This window comes from Streptomyces sp. NPDC031225 (assembly GCF_055570355.1).
In genome coordinates, this window is sequence record NZ_JBVIHJ010000007.1 from 83998 (window position 1) to 99751 (window position 15754).

16 protein-coding genes and 1 pseudogene are annotated in these 15754 nt (G+C 70.1%); 6 read left to right on the forward strand and 11 right to left on the reverse strand.

Translation table 11 applies throughout. From position 1 onward, the window contains the following. Positions 1–229 precede the first annotated feature (229 nt). Complete coding sequence (locus ACZ48Z_RS13975) at positions 230–1372, forward strand: FAD-dependent oxidoreductase (protein ID WP_468736068.1); 1143 nt, start codon at positions 230–232, stop codon at positions 1370–1372. Between the two features lie 80 nt (positions 1373–1452). Continuing rightward, positions 1453–2172: a DUF4352 domain-containing protein gene (locus ACZ48Z_RS13980; protein WP_468736069.1), complete on the forward strand. Its 720-nt coding sequence runs from the start codon at positions 1453–1455 to the stop codon at positions 2170–2172. A gap of 150 nt (positions 2173–2322) precedes the next feature. Here ACZ48Z_RS13980 and ACZ48Z_RS13985 read toward each other — a convergent pair whose 3' ends face one another. The 3 genes and pseudogenes from ACZ48Z_RS13985 to ACZ48Z_RS13995 form a co-directional block, all read right to left on the reverse strand. Beyond that, the gene (locus tag ACZ48Z_RS13985) at positions 2323–2853 is read right to left on the reverse strand and encodes an RICIN domain-containing protein (RefSeq protein WP_468736070.1); all 531 of its coding nucleotides are present in this window, start codon (positions 2851–2853) and stop codon (positions 2323–2325) included. Between the two features lie 107 nt (positions 2854–2960). Next, a pseudogene (locus tag ACZ48Z_RS13990) lies at positions 2961–3737 on the reverse strand (RNA-guided endonuclease InsQ/TnpB family protein); the annotation flags it as partial. After that, on the reverse strand, positions 3718–4191 hold the full coding sequence (locus ACZ48Z_RS13995) for an ATP-binding protein (protein ID WP_468736071.1): 474 nt from the start codon (positions 4189–4191) through the stop codon (positions 3718–3720). The pseudogene ACZ48Z_RS13990 and the gene ACZ48Z_RS13995, both read right to left, overlap by 20 nt. Positions 4192–4392: 201 nt before the next feature. Between ACZ48Z_RS13995 and ACZ48Z_RS14000 the strand changes: the two genes are divergently transcribed. Together ACZ48Z_RS14000 and ACZ48Z_RS14005 are read left to right on the forward strand one after the other, a co-directional pair. Continuing rightward, the gene (locus tag ACZ48Z_RS14000; RefSeq protein WP_468736072.1) at positions 4393–5244 is read left to right on the forward strand and encodes a helix-turn-helix domain-containing protein; all 852 of its coding nucleotides are present in this window, start codon (positions 4393–4395) and stop codon (positions 5242–5244) included. A gap of 10 nt (positions 5245–5254) precedes the next feature. Next, positions 5255–5428 carry a DUF397 domain-containing protein gene (locus ACZ48Z_RS14005; protein WP_468736073.1) on the forward strand — a complete coding sequence of 58 codons (174 nt, stop codon included), beginning with the start codon at positions 5255–5257 and terminating at the stop codon, positions 5426–5428. On the opposite strand, the gene ACZ48Z_RS14010 is transcribed toward ACZ48Z_RS14005, so the two are convergent. Beyond that, positions 5420–6247 (reverse strand): endonuclease/exonuclease/phosphatase family protein, encoded by an 828-nt coding sequence (locus ACZ48Z_RS14010; RefSeq protein WP_468736074.1) that lies wholly within the window; start codon positions 6245–6247, stop codon positions 5420–5422. The two genes, ACZ48Z_RS14005 and ACZ48Z_RS14010, sit on opposite strands and share 9 nt — an antisense overlap. A 94-nt stretch (positions 6248–6341) precedes the next feature. Between ACZ48Z_RS14010 and ACZ48Z_RS14015 the strand changes: the two genes are divergently transcribed. Then, entirely contained in the window at positions 6342–6734 is a 393-nt protein-coding gene (locus ACZ48Z_RS14015; protein ID WP_468736075.1) for a nitroreductase/quinone reductase family protein, read from the forward strand. Continuing rightward, positions 6731–7408: a hypothetical protein gene (locus ACZ48Z_RS14020; RefSeq protein ID WP_468736076.1), complete on the forward strand. Its 678-nt coding sequence runs from the start codon at positions 6731–6733 to the stop codon at positions 7406–7408. Before ACZ48Z_RS14015 ends, ACZ48Z_RS14020 begins: the two co-directional genes overlap by 4 nt. An 85-nt stretch (positions 7409–7493) precedes the next feature. On the opposite strand, the gene ACZ48Z_RS14025 is transcribed toward ACZ48Z_RS14020, so the two are convergent. The 7 genes from ACZ48Z_RS14025 to ACZ48Z_RS14055 all read right to left on the reverse strand — a co-directional run bounded on the left by ACZ48Z_RS14025 (position 7494) and on the right by ACZ48Z_RS14055 (position 15674). Then, positions 7494–8030 (reverse strand): DUF3455 domain-containing protein, encoded by a 537-nt coding sequence (locus ACZ48Z_RS14025; RefSeq protein WP_468736077.1) that lies wholly within the window; start codon positions 8028–8030, stop codon positions 7494–7496. A 134-nt stretch (positions 8031–8164) separates the two neighbouring features. Continuing rightward, entirely contained in the window at positions 8165–9634 is a 1470-nt protein-coding gene (locus ACZ48Z_RS14030) for an aldehyde dehydrogenase family protein (RefSeq protein WP_468736078.1), read from the reverse strand. Between the two features lie 89 nt (positions 9635–9723). Then, entirely contained in the window at positions 9724–11454 is a 1731-nt protein-coding gene (locus ACZ48Z_RS14035; protein WP_468736079.1) for an N-acyl-D-amino-acid deacylase family protein, read from the reverse strand. 15 nt (positions 11455–11469) lie between these two features. After that, entirely contained in the window at positions 11470–12588 is a 1119-nt protein-coding gene (locus tag ACZ48Z_RS14040) for an LLM class flavin-dependent oxidoreductase (RefSeq protein WP_468736080.1), read from the reverse strand. A gap of 148 nt (positions 12589–12736) precedes the next feature. After that, complete coding sequence (locus ACZ48Z_RS14045) at positions 12737–13507, reverse strand: SDR family NAD(P)-dependent oxidoreductase (RefSeq protein ID WP_468736081.1); 771 nt, start codon at positions 13505–13507, stop codon at positions 12737–12739. 11 nt (positions 13508–13518) lie between these two features. After that, positions 13519–14436 (reverse strand): LLM class F420-dependent oxidoreductase, encoded by a 918-nt coding sequence (locus tag ACZ48Z_RS14050; protein WP_468736082.1) that lies wholly within the window; start codon positions 14434–14436, stop codon positions 13519–13521. Then, positions 14433–15674, reverse strand: a complete 1242-nt coding sequence (locus ACZ48Z_RS14055; protein WP_468736336.1) for an amidohydrolase family protein — start codon at positions 15672–15674, stop codon at positions 14433–14435. The genes ACZ48Z_RS14050 and ACZ48Z_RS14055 overlap by 4 nt, the downstream gene beginning before the upstream one ends. Between the last annotated feature and the right edge of the window lie 80 nt (positions 15675–15754).

Here is a 15754-nt window from a genome sequence, read left to right on the forward strand (position 1 = left end):
CCGGCGGAGTTCCCGGCGGCCGGACGGGGCTGCCGGTGGCCCGGCGGAGTTCCCGGCGGCCGGACGGGGCTGCCGGTGGCCCGGCGGAGTTCCCGGTGGCCTGGCGGGACTGTCGGTGGTCTGTCGGGGCTGTCGGTCCGGTGTCGGCGGCTTGTCGACGCGGGCCCGGAGTCTTTCCACAGACCCCGCCGACACCGATCCGGCGGCCCGCGCCCCTTGAGGAGTCACCATGACCACCACCACCTCCACCCACGTCACGATCATCGGCGCCGGACTCGGCGGCCTCATGCTCGCCCGCGTCCTGCATGTGAACGGCATCCCGGCCACCGTCTACGAGGCGGAGTCCTCCTCCACGGCCCGTACGCAGGGCGGGATGCTCGACATCCACGACTACAACGGACGGTTGGCCCTCGATGCGGCCGGCCTGCTGGACGAGTTCCACGGCCTCGTCCTGGAAGGCCGCGAGGCGACACGGATGCTCGACCGGGACGGAACCGTACTGTTCGACCAGCCCGACGACGGCACGGGCGAGCGCCCCGAGGTGCAGCGCGGCGAACTGCGGCAGCTCCTGCTCGACTCGCTCCCGGCGGACACGGTCCGGTGGGGACACAAGGTCAGCGGCACACGTTCCCTCGGCGACGGCCGCCACGAGGTGACGTTCGCCGACGGCACCACCGTCGTCACCGGCCTGCTGGTCGGCGCGGACGGCGCGTGGTCCCGGGTACGGCCGCTGCTCTCCGACGCGGTGCCCGCGTACACCGGTATGTCCTGCGTCGAGATCTACCTGTACGACGCCGACACCCGGCGCCCGGCCATCGCGAAGATGGTCGGAGGCGGGGCGCTGTACGTGCTCGCGCCGGGCAAGGGTTTCGTGACGCACCGGGAGCGGGACGGCGACCTGCACACCTACGTGATGCTCGCCCGGCCGCAGGACTGGTTCGCCGGCATCGACTTCACGGACGGCGCCGTGGCGAGGGCGCGGATCGCGGCGGAGTTCGACGGCTGGGCCCCGGAACTCACCGCGCTGATCACCGACGGCGACACCGCCCCGACTCTGCGCCCCCTCGCCGCCCTGCCCGTCGGGCACCGCTGGGAGCGGGTGCCGGGAGTGACCCTGATCGGCGACGCCGCCCACCTCGCCGCCCCGAACGGCGAGGGCGCCAACCTCGCCATGCTCGACGGCGCCGAACTCGCCCACGCCCTCGCCGCACACCCCGACGACATCGAGACCGCGCTCACCGAGTACGAGCAGGCCATGTTCCCCCGCAGCGCCGAAACCGCCACCGAGGGCACCGAGCTCTACGCCCTCATGTTCGGCGACACGGCACCTCACGGGCTGATCAGCATGTTCACGGGGGAGGACCAAGGGTGACTGAGCTGCTCAGACGGCGTTCACGCACAGCACCTCGCTTCCGGAGTGCGCGAACAGCATGACCGTCGCACCCTGAAGCCATGACGAGCCCAACCCCGTCGGGGCCTCCTGACGGGCCACTGCATACCCAGGCCCGCGACGACGCGGCTCAGCCGCCGCATCCCGCGCGCTCCCGCAGAGGCATCCTCACCCACGCGGGCGCGGCCGTCGCCGGGCTCTCGGTCGGTGTGCTCATCGGTTTCACGGCCAACTCCGGCGCCGACAAGGCTGCTCCGTCGGCGACGGCCACCACGACAGTCACCAGCGAACAGACCGTCGTCACCACACCCGGAGCGGTGGAAGCACCTGTCTCATCACCCTCGTCATCCAAGCCCTTCAGCTTCGGGGACACCTGGAAGGTGCAGAACACCGACCCGGCCAAGACGTTCGAAGGCAACCTGACCGTGCTCGGCTACAAGCAGGGCTTCACCTCGGTCGGCAAGGCCGACAAAGAGGCCGGTGAGCCGGGTTACGTGTGGGCGTACGCGGACTTCAAGCTGTGCGGGACGAAGGGCTCGTACACCGACAACACGACCAGTTGGACGCTGTACTACAGCGATGGCAGCCGCATCAACCCGTCCGGCACCACCTATGGCGACTTCCCGAAGCCGGAGTTCCCGTTCGAAGTCACGGTGACCGCGGGCAAGTGCGCCCGCGGGAAGCTGGTGTTCGCCGTGCCGGGCACCAAGCGCCCGGAGTCCGTGCTGTACAAGCCCGAGGGCTTGGACGAACCGAGGGAGTGGACGGTCCCGAAGGCGTAGGCGCTGATCCTCGGGTTGGACAGGTTTTTGTGTCACGTTCCCGTGGAGCTGTACAGGGGACGAATGGTGTGGTCAGCGGAAGAGGCGGGCGGCGAATTCGCCACCCGCCTCCTTCTCATACGCGAAGCTCAGGAACCGGCCGGGTGTGCCTCACACGACCTGGTCCCACTTCTGCTCGGGGTTTCCGCTCACGGCCTCGCATGTCCATTGAATGGCGGCGACGGCGTTCGCCGTACTGGCACTCGGGATGGCGAGGCAGAGGTTGCTTTCCTTGTTATGCAGCCGATAGGTGCTGTCGTAGATCCACTGCTGTTCGGTGTTGCCGTTACAGGGCCACTGGATCGCCTCCGCACCGTTGGTGTGACTGGCGCCGCCGATGGCCAGACACTTTCCGGTGGCGTAGTTCTTGATGGTGTACGTCGAGGTCGCCCCCGAAACGAGGGTCCAGGTCCACAGCTGATCGGTGTCCCATGAACCGTCGGATGCCTTGTCGCAGGTGTACTGGATGGCAGCCGTTCCGTTTGCTGCGGAGCTGCCGCCGGGAATCGCCAGACACTTTCCACTGTTCGAATTCTGTATACCTGTGGTGCCCTGGTATCCGACCGCGTTGGCCGACGTGGCAGAAAGCGGAATGGCGATCGCCGCGATCGCTCCGGCAATTGCCATGCTGCGCTTGCGCATAATTTTCCCCTCGTGAGCGTGAAGGTTCATGCGAAGCCGGACTTTCGACTCGGGGCGGCTTTCATATGCTTTCCCGGTCGCACCCGGCCTCACGATCACCTGTCCGATCAGAATGCGGGGCGGCGCCTGCGGCTGTCGTTACCGGTGAGTCCACTAGTACTTGGCTCTGCGTCCACTGGCGCCCGCACCCGCGGGTCCGGGGTCACGTTGCCGTTGCTTCGAGTCTCAACGACTCTCAGTATTCCGGGCGTTTCCGCCCGGAAGGTTCGTGACGGTGTCACCAGAGCCCGAGTTGCTCGCGCCTGGTGTCCTGTCGACGATCTCTCGCTTCCGTCCCCCGGAGGGGTGTTGCGCCAGCCGCCCGCCTGCTCGTCCCCTTGCGGGTTCGGGCGGTGCGGGTCTTCTGCTTGGCTCCACGAGGGCTTCGGCACCACCGCCAGGGCGGGGCCCGGGTCTCCGGCCACTCCGGTACCCGTTTGAGGGTGGGCCGCCACGAGAACGGTCAGGTTGTGACCTGCGTTCGCGTCCCGGTCCAGGACGAGTCCGCAAGCATCGCACTGGAAGACACGCGCGCCGAGGGGCAGCTTGGCTTTCACCGCACCGCAGCGCGAGCAGGTCTTCGAGGAGGGCATCCAGCGGTCGGCGACGATCAGACGTCCACCGTGGCGCTGGGTCTTGTAGGTGAGCTGGCGCCGCAGTTCCCCGAACGCCGCGTCGCGGATACGGCGGGACAGACGCCGGTTGCGGACCATGCCTTTCACGTTGAGGTCCTCGACCACGACAGTGCCGTACTCGGCGGGGATACGTGCGGTGGCCTGGCGGAGATGGTTCTCCCGCAGGTTCGCCACCCGGTGGTGCACCCGGTTACGAACCGCGTTGGCTTTCTCCCAGCGACGGGACGGGGCCTGCCCGGTGCGCGTTCTCGCACTCCGCCCACAGCAGCTTTCCGCCCTTCGACGCGCCCAGTTCGCGCAGTACCGACACGCCCGTGGCGTCCGTGCAGGTACGGACCAGGTGCAGGCCGCGGCCGTTCTCGGCGTCTAGTGCGGGGGGAGCCTTGTCGGTCGTGAAGCCGGGTGGGACCCGGGGGTCGGCGTCCCAGACGGCTACCCGGACCCGTCCGGGGGACGGCGAGAGAAGGCGGAAGGCGTACGGCCCCTTCGTGTGGCAGTGCGCGTTCGTCAGCAGTTCTGCTGCGAGCAGTTCCGCGGTGGGGGTCAGGTCGGGGAGGCCGTGTGCGGCCAGGATCAGTCGCACAGCACCCCTCGCGATCCCCGGTGCGCGTGGATCGCGCGGGAGATGCAGGGTGTAGTTCCAGGACGGCGATACGGTGGCCAACGGAAGTCTCCGATCACTGAGGGGAGTTGGACGAGTGCCTGGTGTCTCCGCCGCGGCGTCCCACGGTGCGCTTCCAGACGGGGCGCCTGGAGATGACGATAGGGGCCCAGCAAATGCCATTTGCGACTCTTCGAGATACTTCCGGTCAACTTCCCTCGTGTGAGTGACTGTCCACGGAACACACGTCCAAGAGGAGTTCAGATGCCCGCAAGGCCGCCTCTGACGGCCCGTCGACTACGGCTCGCCGTGGAGCTGCGCAAGATGCGTGAGCGCGCGGGCATGACGGCGACCGAGGCCGCGCGCACGCTCGGCACGAGCCAGGGGCAGCTCAGCAACGTGGAGTCGGCCCGTTTCGGGGTGAGTTCCGAGCGGATCCAAGCGCTCGCACGCATGTACTCCTGCCCGGACCAGGGATTCGTCGAAGCACTGATCCGCATGGCGACGGACAAGACCTTCGGCTGGTGGGAGTCCTACCGCGAGGTACTGCCGTCAGGACTGCTCGACCTCGCGGAACTGGAGCACCACGCCACCGCCGTGCGTACGGCGTACACCTCGCACATGCCAGGGCTGCTGCAGACCGCCGATCACGCGCGGGAGATCTTCCAGCACGTGATTCCGACGCCCACCCCGCCCGAGGTCGAGCACCGGGTCTCGCACCGGATCAAGCGACAGGGACTTCTGTACGGCACGCACCCCACCCCCTACCGGACCACCGTGCACGAAGCGGCCCTGCACATGCGCGTCGGCGGCCGAAACGTGGCCCGCGCCCAGTTGCAGCATCTGCTCGACATGAGCGAGCAGGAGCACATCACGATCCGCGTGCTGCCGTTCGACGTCGGTGCCTTCCCCGGCTCGGGCCAGTCCATCAACTACCTGTACGGGACCGTGCCACAGCTCGACACGGCCCAACTCGACCAGTTCCACGGCCCGGTGCTCCTCGATGCCGACGCCCTTCTGACGAAGTACCGGAACCTGCTCGACATCGTGGAAGCCACCGCCCTCAGCCCGGAGAAGTCCCGGGACCTGATCCACGCCATCGCCCAGAACCTGTGAGGGAGCCGAGATGACCACGCACCGCTGGCAAAAGTCGTCCTACTGCCAGGAGGGCGACGCTTGCGTCCACATATCCACCGACCCCGACGGAGTCCACCTCGCCGACTCCGATCCCGCCCGGACCGTCGTCACCGTCACCCCCGTCGCCTTCGCCGCCCTGCTCGGTCTCGTGAAGTCACTCTGACCCGTCCGCCAGGTCCGCCACCACCGCCGCATGGTCCGACGGCCACACCCCGTCGACCGGGCCGTCGCCCGCGCGCCGGACGCCCAGGACGCGGCCGAGGTCGGAAGGTCCCGGGATGCCCACGTGGACGTAGTCGATGCGGACCGGTGGGCCCACGCGGACATATGGGTTGGCGGGGTCCCAGGTCGCGGACGGGGCGGTGGGGTCGGCGTACTCCCAGGCGTCGAGGAACAGTTGGTCCGGTGCCGCCGGGGCCGTCTTGTAGCCGCCGAAGCGGCGGACCTCGTCGGAGTCGGGCCAGGCGTTGAAGTCGCCGGTGATCACCGGCGGGAAGTCGGTGCCGGACCGGTGCGCGGCGACGAACTCGGCCAGTGCCGTGACCTGTTGGCAGCGGATCGCCGACGCGGTGGGGGCCGAGGTGAGGTGGGTGGTGAAGAAGGGGATGTCGTACGAGGGCCCGGCCAGCCGGGTGTGGAAGGCGAGGCGGCCGTCGTCCAGCGCGTCGGGGGCCGGCAGGCGCAGGACGGACTGCCCGGTCACCGGCCAGCGGCTCAGCACCGCGTTGCCGACCTCCACGCCCGGGTCGCCGATCCGTCGCTGCCAGCGCTCGGAGGCGGGTGAGGGGGCCCACGCCCAGTGCAGGCCGAGTTCGCCGGCCAGCCACTCCGCGAGGTTCTCGCCACCTGAACCGCCCGCCAACCACACCTCCTGGAGGCCCACCACATCCGGCCGCAGCTCCCGCAGCACCGCCAGGATCGCCTTCTGCCGCTGTTCCCAGGGGCCGAAACGCCACCACAGGTTCCAGGTCACCACGCGCATCGCCGACACTCCCTCGTCCGCCCGGTCCGCACCCTGAGATCATCAAGGCCGCCGGTCACGTTACGGAAGACAAAGGACGGGAGTCACAGAGGTCATGTCCCGCAACACCGAGCGCAAGTACCGGATCGTCACGGCCCTCCAGCGCCGTCTCAACCCGCTCATGCGCAGACTGCCCCTCCAGACCGTCCTGGAGACCACCGGCCGCACCTCGGGCCTGCCCCGACGGACCCCGGTGGGCGGCAAGCGCGTCGGCGGCTCCTTCTGGCTGGTCTCAGAGTTCGGGGAGCGCTCGCAGTACGTCCGCAACATCGCGGCCGATCCGCGTGTGCGGGTGCGGATCCGCGGGCGGTGGCACGCCGGGACCGCCCATCTGATGCCGGACGACGACATCGCCGTACGACTGCGCTCGCTGCCGATGATGAACAGCGCGGCGGTACGGGCCGTGGGGGCGGGGCAGTTGACCGTGCGGGTGGATCTGGACGGGTGAGGGGCGCATCGGCGCGGGCGGACGACGACGCCGACTTCGGCGTGACCTGGCTGATGAGCACGTTCCACGCGGACTGGACCCACCGCGGGCCCTCGGCTGTCGCGGCCGTCGAGTACCACCTCTGGGACGGGCTGGACGCGGCGCTCGTCACCTCGGTCCTGGGGGACGCGCGGCTGCTGCTGCGGATTCCCTCGGGGACGGTCGAGGTGCTGTGGTCGGCCGGTACGGCGGTCGGGCCGTCCTTCTTCTCCGGAGGACGGGCCGGTGTCGCCTCGGGGACGGGGTGGATGCAGACGCTCGTCGGCCTGTGCGAGTCCTGGCTGTCCGGGCACGCACGGGCCGATCTCCCCGACCTCACCACCGCCACCGCCACCGTGCCCGGTCCCGTGCCCGCCGAGTGGGACGGAATGGACCTGGCCGACGCCGTCCTGGCGGAGATCGGCGCGGCCTCCTTCGTGCCGGCGGAGGCCGGGAACGCCTTGGCCGAGTGCGTCCGGCACTGCACCCCGGACCTGGCCTTCCGGCTGCTGCTTCGGGCGATGGCGGAGACCGGTATGTGGTCCGGTGCCGCTCTCACGCCGGACCACTACGCGCGGCTGGAGTCGCTGGGATCGGCGCTGCACTACGGGGAGTTCGTGGTGTCGGGGGTGCGTCATCTGGTGAGCGACGGCTAGGCCGGTGGCTCGCGGCACGGGGCCGGTCCGTACGGAGACGGGCCGCCACCGTGCCGCTCGCCGGGTCAGCCGGCGCGCGTCACCGTCACTTGGCCGGCTTGTAGAACGCGTACGTGGCCGTGTACTGGACGCCGACCTGGTCCGTGCCCGTGCACGCCGTGGCGGGGGCTACACCGCCGGTGGTGTTCAGGCGCTGGATGTAGGAGACACCGGCGAACACGCCCGTGCCCCGGGTCGCGGTGGCCTGGAGGAGGAGCTCCGGGATGGTGCCGGTCTTGGGGGAGTTGGCGATCGCCGCGGCGTTCACCGCGCTGCCGTCCACCGTGGAGACCCAGACGGGGCCGCGGGAGTGGAGGGCGACCGTGCGGCCTCTCTTGTCCGACAGGGTGGCGGCCGGCTCCAGGAGCTTCCACGCACCGTCGGTGCACGTGTAGGTCTGCACGCCCCGGGCCGGGTACACGCCGGTCAGCTTGTTGCCGTCGGGCACCTTGAGTGCCGCGGGGGCCTTCACGGGCCTGGGCGCGGGGTCCGAGGGGGTGGCGTAACCGGTGGTCGCGCCCAGCAGGGCGGTCGCGGCGGCGAGGCCCGCGGCGGTCAGGGCTATGCGCTTGGTGAGCTTCAAGTCTGTTCTCCGGAAGGGATATTGACTATCTGTCAGAGTGGCGACATCGATGTCGCCACTCTCCGCTCCGGGACTCTACGGGCCCGCCCCAGGGTTACCGGCCAGTTGGCCGAACATGCTTCCCGAAAGCCGTCTCACCCCGGCCAGACGATCGACTGCACCTCGCTGTAGGCGTGCAGCGCGTACGACCCGCAGTCCCGTCCGACCCCGCTTCTGCGGAAACCGCCGAACGGCGCCTCCATGTTGCGGCCGACCGTGTTCACCCCGACTCCCCCGGCCCGGAGCCGGCGTGCCACGCGGAAGGCGCGGGCGATGTCCGCCGACCAGACGTAGTCGATCAGGCCGTAGTCGCTGTCGTTGGCGAGGGCGATTCCCTCCTCCTCGTCGTCGAACGGCACCACCGTCACCACGGGCCCGAAGATCTCCTCGCGGACGACCCTCATGTCGGGTCGGCAGTCGGCGAGGAGGGTCGGGGCGACGTGGAACCCGCGGTCCAGAGAGGGACGTTCGCCGCCTGCGGCCACCACCGCGCCCTCCTTGCGGCCGAGTTCGACGTACGACTCTACCCGCTCCCGGTGTGCCGCGGAGATCAGTGGTCCGACGACCGTGCCGGACTCCCGCGGGTCCCCGACCTTCAACCTACGTGCGTACGCGGCGAGTTCGTCCACCAGCTGCTCGTAGATCGCCCGCTGTGCCAGCACCCGGGTGGGTGCTGTGCAGATCTGCCCGCTGTAGAAGGAGAACGTGGTCCCGATCCCGGCCACGGCCGATCCGAGGTCGGCGTCCTCGAAGACGACCGCCGCGCCCTTTCCGCCCAGCTCCATCAACTGCCGCTTCATGGACCGCCCGCACACCTCGCCGATGCGCTGCCCGACCGCCGTGGAGCCGGTGAAGCTGACCATGTCGACGTCGGGCGAGTCGACGGCGGCCTCGCCGACCTCGACGGAACGGCCGCTCACCACGTTGACGACACCGCGCGGCACACCGGCTGCCTCCAGCGCCTCCGCCATCCGGTAGACGGAGAGTGGGTCCTGCGGGGCGGGTTTCACGACGACGGTGTTGCCCATGGCGAGCGCCGGGGCGATCTTCCCGGCGGGGTTCGCCCAGGGGTTGTTGTACGAGGTGATGCAGGTGACGACCCCGACGGGCTGCCGGATTGCCAGCGCGCCCAGCGCCGCCGCCCTGCCCATCGGCCCGGCCTCGTTGATCTGCGGCGGGATCGCCCACTCCGCGGGCTCGACCTGCGCGTACCGCCGGAAGCGGGCGGCGGCGACGCCGACCTGCATCCCGCGGGCCACACCCGTGGTCGCCCCGGTCTCGGCCTGGGCGAGTTCGGCGTACGGCACGAGGCGGGAGCGGATGAGGTCCGCGGCGCGGGCGAGCACCGCCGCCCGTTCCGCCGGTGCCGTGCGCGACCACGGCCCGAAGGCCTCGCGGGCCGCGGCGCAGGCCGCGTGCACCTGATCCCGCGAGGCCTCCGGAGCCCACCCGGCGGTCTCCTCGGTGGCCGGGTCGACCACCGCGTAGTGCCCGCCGTCCGGCACCACCCACTCCCCGCCGACGAACAGCCGCTGCTCGTCAGGGGAACCGCCCGAACCCGTCACGCCGTGCCCTCCACCCGGGGAACCACCCGAAGCACCACCGGAGCCACCGATCCCACCGGCCCCGCCACCCGAAGCCCCGCCCGACGGAGTCACCTCGTGCTCACCGTCCGCGTGTCCCGCCCCGACCGCAGTACCCGGCCCGGTACGGCCCCGCTCACCACGTCGTCCCGGATCGCCTCGACGCCGTTGACCCACACGGCCCGTATCCCGATGGCCTTGGAGTCCAGGCGCGGACTGTCGCCCGGCAGGTCGTGCACCAGGGTGGCCGTGCCCGCGGCGATCCGTTCCGGGTCGAAGAGCACGAGGTCCGCATGGAAGCCCTCCTCGATGCGCCCCCGCTCCCGCAGCCCGAAGAGCCGGGCGGGGTCGTCCGTCAGCATCCTCACGGCGTGTTCCAGCGAGGTCAGCCTCCGTCCGCGCAGGCAGTCGCCGATGAAGCGGGTCGTGTACGGCGCCCCGCACATCCGGTCCAGGTGGGCGCCCGCGTCGGACCCGCCGAGGAGCACGTCCTCGTGCTGCCAGGCCTCGGCGCGCATGGCCCAGGACGCCGGGTCGTTGTCGGTGGGCATGGGCCACAGGACCGTACGCAGGGAGTCGGCCGCGCAGATCTCGACCAGTGCGCCGAACGGTGTCTGCCCGCGTTCGGCCGCGATGTCCTCCACGACCCGCCCGCTGAGCCCGCGGTTCGTCTCGCTGTACGTGTCGCCGATGACGTAGCGCCCGAAGTTGGTCAGCCGCCGGAAGACGCCCGCCTCCTTGGCCTGGGAGTGGCGGACCAGTTCGGCCTGTACGTCCGGGTCCCGCAGTTTCTCGATGCGCTCGGGGACGGGCAGCGCGAGGACCTGCCCCCAGCCGGGGATGAGGTTCAGGGCGCAGAAGGTGCCCAGGGACATGTTCATCGGGGTGAGGATCGGCATGGTGAGGGCGACGACCCGGCCGCCCGCCTTCCGGGCCTGTTCACTGGCCAGCAGCTGCCGGGGGACCCGCTCGGGGACGGCCGAGTCGATGGTCAGCACGTTCCAGTTGAGCGGCCGCCCCGCCGTGGCGCTCATCTCCGCGAGCAGGTCGATCTCGGCGTCGCTGAACTGGTCGAGGCAGCCGGCGACGATCGCCTCGATCTGCGTCCCCTCGTGCTCCCCGACCGCCTTGGAAAGGGCGAGCAGTTCGGCGGGCAGGGCGTGCCGGGAGGCGACGGGTTTGCCGTCCCCGTCGGAGTGCGTGGACGACTGGGTGGTGGAGAAACCCCAGGCTCCGGCGTCCATGGCGTCGTGCAACAGCCGGAGCATGGCGTCGAGTTGCTCCTCGGACGGCTGTCCGCCGACGGCGTCCGGTCCCATCACGTGCCGCCGCAGCGCGCAGTGCCCGACCATGAAGCCCGCGTTGACGGCGATCCGCCCGTCGAGAGCGTCCAGGTACTCCCCGAAGGAGTTCCAGCTCCAGGGCGCCCCCTCTTCGAGGGCGACCAGCGACATCCCCTCGACCTTGGACATCATGCGCCGGGTGTAGTCGGCGTCGTCGGGGCGGGACGGGTTCAAAGGGGCCAGCGTGAAGCCGCAGTTGCCCGCCGCGACGGTCGTCACACCGTGGTTGAGGGAAGGCGTCGCGTACGGGTCCCAGAACAGCTGGGCGTCGTAGTGGGTGTGCGGGTCGACGAAGCCGGGGGCGAGGACGAGCCCGGTGGCGTCCTCGCTGGTGCGGGCCTCCTCGGTGATCCGGCCCACCACGGCGATACGGCCGTCCCGGATACCGACGTCGGCGGTGCGGGCGGGGGCGCCCGTGCCGTCGACGACGGTCGCCCCCTTGATGACATGGTCGAGCATGGAACCGAACCCCCCTTATGCGGATTCGCGGAAACGGGTCGTCCGGTGCACCGGATCCGTGTCGATCTTCGGGATCACGTGCTCGCCGATGAGCCGGATCGTCTGGAGCGTCTCCTCCTTCGGCACCCCCACCGGCAGCCCGAAGCTCAGCTGGTCCGCGCCCGCCTGCTCCCAGCGCTTGCACTGGCGGACCACTTCGTCCGGGTCACCGCAGATCAGCAGCTCCTCCTCGATGAGGAGCTCGACGAACTCGGCGTTGTACTCGGGCAGGGTCTCGGGCCACACGGGGAAGCCCTCGGGGCGCGGGAAGGTGTCGTGGTACCGGAAGACCAGGGACGGCAGGTAGTGCAGTCCGCCGCTCACGGCGATCCGGATAGCCTCGTCGTGTGTGGGCGCGCAGATCGCGGTCGTCGTCACCATGACGTTGTCGTTGACGAAGTCCCCGATCGGCTCGGCGTCCACCACCGCCGTCTTGTACTGCTCCAGGACCCACTCCATGTCGGAGACCTTCTGCACGCTGAAGCCGAGCACCCCGAGCCCCTTGCGGGCGGCCATGGCGTACGAGGGCGGCGAGCCGGCGGCGTACCACATCGCGGGGTGCGACTTCCCGTACGGCTTGGGCAGGATCTTGCGCGGCGGCAGCTGCCAGTGCTTGCCCTGGAAGCCCACGTACTCGTCCTGGAGCCACATCTTGGGGAACTCCGCGATGGTCTCCTCCCAGATCTCCTTCGTGTAGTTCATGTCGGTCACGCCCGGTATGAACCCGAGGATCTCGTGCGACCCGGCTCCACGTCCGCTGCCGAACTCGAAGCGGTTCTCGGTGAGATGGTCGAGCATGGCCACCTTCTCGGCGACCTTCACCGGGTGGTTGACCTGGGCGAGCGGGTTGAAGATGCCGGAGCCGAGGTGGATCCGGTCGGTGGCGTGCGCGAGGTAGCCGAGGAAGACGTCGTTGGCGGAGAGGTGTGAGTACTCCTCCAGGAAGTGGTGCTCGGACGCCCAGGCGTACTTGAAGCCGGACCGGTCCGCCTGGATGACGTACTCGGTCTCCTCCATCAGCGCCTTGTGCTCGGCCAGCGGGTCGGTCTCGGCACGCTTGCCCACGTATCCCTGTACAAAGAGCCCGAATTCCAAGGCGGTTCACCGTCCCCAGTCTGTCTCTGACACTCCTGTTTCTGACACACCGTCAGATTGCTGATCTGCCGCCGACTGTGGCACCGGGCGCATACAGCGTCAATAGCTGACGGCCGGTCAGATGCCGTCCGGCTGAGTTCGGCCGGGGTCAGATGATGGAGACCCCGGCGAGCCAGCCGCCGTCGATCACGAACGGCTGCCCGGTGATGTACGAGGAGTCGGCGGAGGTCAGGAACAGCGCCAGCGCCGCCACCTCCTCGGGCCTGCCGATCCGGCCCAGCGGCACGATCTTGCGGTAGAACCGGTCGAGCCCCCGGGAAGCCTCCTCGCCGTCCGCCGACGGGTCCAGGACGGCCGGGTTGGACATCGCGGTGTCCACGGCCCCGGGGCACATGGCGTTGACCCTGATCCCGCGCGGCGCCAGCTCCAGCGCGGCGACCCGGGTGAGCCCGAGGATCGCGTGCTTGGAGGCCGCGTAGGCGCCCACGCCCGCCATTCCGGTCACCCCGGTGTAGGAGGCGGTGTTGACGATCGTGCCGCCGTCGGCCATCACCGGCGCCAGGGTCTTGATGCCGAGGAAGCAGCCGACCTGGTTGACGTTCACGATCTGCATGAACTCGTCGAGGGGTGTGTCGAGAAGGGCGTTGAAACGCAGGATCCCGGCGTTGTTGACGAGCCCGTCGACCCGCCCGTACTCCCCGACGACAGCCTGCGCCGCCCGCTGCCAGTCGGCCTCCCGGCTCACGTCGAGGTGGACGTACAGCGCCCCGATCTCCCCGGCCAGCGCCTCGCCCTGCTCGTCCAGCACATCCCCTACGACGACCTCGGCGCCCTCCGCCCGGAACAGCCGGGCCTCCTGCTCGCCCTGCCCGCGTGCCGCGCCGGTGACGAGGACGACACGTCCGTCCAGCTTGCCCATGCGGTGACTCCTCAGAGGTGGGGGGCGACGCCGGCGCCGAACGCCGCCATCTGGTCGGTGAGTTCACTGAGCCCGCGGCTGCGGAAGCGCACCTGGAGCTGGTCCACGCCCATCGCGCGGTAGACCCGCAGCGACTCGGCAAGCTCCTCCGGCGGCCCGCTCAGCGTGCGGCGGCCCACGTCCCACGCGGGCGTGCCGACGTACAGCGGCTCGGCGATGGCCCCGACGGTGAACGGCCCGTCGAGGCCCGCCTCCGCCCGCAGCCGCCGTATCCGGTCGATCTGCGCGGGCAGCCGGTCCCGGGGGTCGCCCTGGGGCAGCCAGCCGTCGCCCTTGAGAGCGGCCCGGCGCACGGCGGCCGGAGAGGAGCCCCCGACCCACACCGGGACGTGGGCCTGGGCGGGGCGGGGACGCTGGCCGAGGCCCTCGAAGTCGTAGAGCTTGCCGTGGTGTTCGGGGAACTCCTCGGGCCCGAGGGCGCTTCGCAGCGCCTCGATCGACTCGTCGAGGACGGCTCCGCGCCCCGCGAAGTCGACGCCGAGCGCCTCGAACTCCTCCTGCACATGCCCCGCGCCGACCCCGAGGATCAGCCGGCCGCCGCTCAGGTGGTCGAGGGTGGCGTACTGCTTGGCGGTCAGGAGCGGGTGCCGCAGCCCCACGACGGCCACGTGACTGAGCAGCCGCACCCGTTCGGTCACGCCCGCCAGGAAGGCGAGGGTGGCGACCGGGTCGTACCAGACGGTGCTCATCGCGGGCGCGAGGCGGCGCGGGATCGCCACATGGTCGCAGGCGGCGACATACGCGAAGCCCGCGCGGTCGGCGGCCCGGGACACCTCGGCGAGGTCACCGGGCCCGGCACCGGCCTCCCAGGGCTCCGCGTAGATCGTGCTCTGGGACTGGACGGGCAACTGGATGCCGTACTCGGTCACTTGGGGCCGCCCCAGAGGCCGTCCGGTGTGAGACCGAGCAGCTCGATGGCGTTGCCGCGCACGATCCGCTCGACGACGTCGGCGTCCAGGTGCCCCATCTGCGCCTCGCCGACCTCACGGGACTTGGGCCAGGTGGAGTCGGAGTGGGGGTAGTCGGTCTCGTAGAGGACGTTGCCGACGCCGATCGAGTCGAGGTTCTTCAGGCCGAAGGCGTCGTCGAAGAAGCAGCCGAAGACGTGCTCGGTGAAGAGCTCGGACGGCGGACGGTGGACCTTGTCGGCGACGCCGCCCCAGCCGCGGTTCTCCTCCCAGACCACGTCGGCGCGCTCCAGGATGTACGGGATCCAGCCGATCTGCCCTTCCGCGTACATGACCTTGAGATTCGGGAAGCGCTCGAACTTTCCGCTCATCAGCCAGTCGACCATCGAGAAGCAGCAGTTGGCGAAGGTGATCGTCGAACCGACCGCGGGCGGCGCGTCCTTGGACGTCGAGGGCATACGGCTGCTGGAGCCGATGTGCATCGCGATGACCGTGCCGGTCTCGTCGCAGGCGGCGAGGAAGGGGTCCCAGTCGTCGGAGTGGACGGAGGGCAGGCCCAGGTGCGGGGGTATCTCGGAGAAGGCGACGGCCCGCACCCCCCGGGCGGCGTTGCGGCGGACCTCGGCGGCGGCCAGCTCTGCGTCCCAGAGCGGGATGAGGGTGAGCGGTATGAGCCGCCCCTGCGCCTGCGGGCCGCACCACTCCTCCACCATCCAGTCGTTGTAGGCCCGGACGCACAGCAGTCCCAGTTCATGGTCCTTGGCCTCGGTGAACGTCTGGCCGCAGAAGCGCGGGAAGGTCGGGAAGCAGACGGCGGACTGGACGTGGTTGACGTCCATGTCGGCGAGGCGCTGCGGCACGTCGTAGGAACCGGGGCGCATCTGTTCGTAGGTGATGACCTCCAGCTTGATCTCGTCCCTGCTGTAGCCGACCGCCGTGTCGAGGCGGGTGAGGGGGCGCTGGAGCCCCTCGTACAGCCACCAGTCGCCGAGTGGCCCGTCGTCGCCCGGGGCGCCCATCACCGGCTTGAAGCGGCCGCCGAGGAAGCTGATCTCCTTGAGCGGGGCCCGGACTATGCGGGGGCCGGTGTCCAGGTACTTCTTCGGGAGCCGGTTCTGCCAGACGTCGGAGGGCTCCACCGTGTGGTCGTCGACGGAGATGATCTTCGGAAGTGCCGTCGTGGTCTCCATGGCGCTCACGGTAGCGCCGATCTGACGACCCGTCAGCTCTGCGGACGGTGCCTCCTTGAGACCGGCCCGGTGACCGGGGGCGCGGGGAA

What these genes read in the sequence shown, in the direction of transcription:
- ACZ48Z_RS13985 (WP_468736070.1), bottom strand. Translation starts at nt 2,853, where the DNA reads ATGCGCAAGCGCAGCATGGCAATTGCCGGAGCGATCGCGGCGATCGCC.
- ACZ48Z_RS14005 (WP_468736073.1), top strand. Translation starts at nt 5,255, where the DNA reads ATGACCACGCACCGCTGGCAAAAGTCGTCCTACTGCCAGGAGGGCGAC.
- ACZ48Z_RS14015 (WP_468736075.1), top strand. Translation starts at nt 6,342, where the DNA reads ATGTCCCGCAACACCGAGCGCAAGTACCGGATCGTCACGGCCCTCCAG.
- ACZ48Z_RS14010 (WP_468736074.1), bottom strand. Translation starts at nt 6,247, where the DNA reads ATGCGCGTGGTGACCTGGAACCTGTGGTGGCGTTTCGGCCCCTGGGAA.
- ACZ48Z_RS13980 (WP_468736069.1), top strand. Translation starts at nt 1,453, where the DNA reads ATGACGAGCCCAACCCCGTCGGGGCCTCCTGACGGGCCACTGCATACC.
- ACZ48Z_RS14045 (WP_468736081.1), bottom strand. Translation starts at nt 13,507, where the DNA reads ATGGGCAAGCTGGACGGACGTGTCGTCCTCGTCACCGGCGCGGCACGC.
- ACZ48Z_RS14035 (WP_468736079.1), bottom strand. Translation starts at nt 11,454, where the DNA reads ATGCTCGACCATGTCATCAAGGGGGCGACCGTCGTCGACGGCACGGGC.
- ACZ48Z_RS13975 (WP_468736068.1), top strand. Translation starts at nt 230, where the DNA reads ATGACCACCACCACCTCCACCCACGTCACGATCATCGGCGCCGGACTC.
- ACZ48Z_RS14000 (WP_468736072.1), top strand. Translation starts at nt 4,393, where the DNA reads ATGCCCGCAAGGCCGCCTCTGACGGCCCGTCGACTACGGCTCGCCGTG.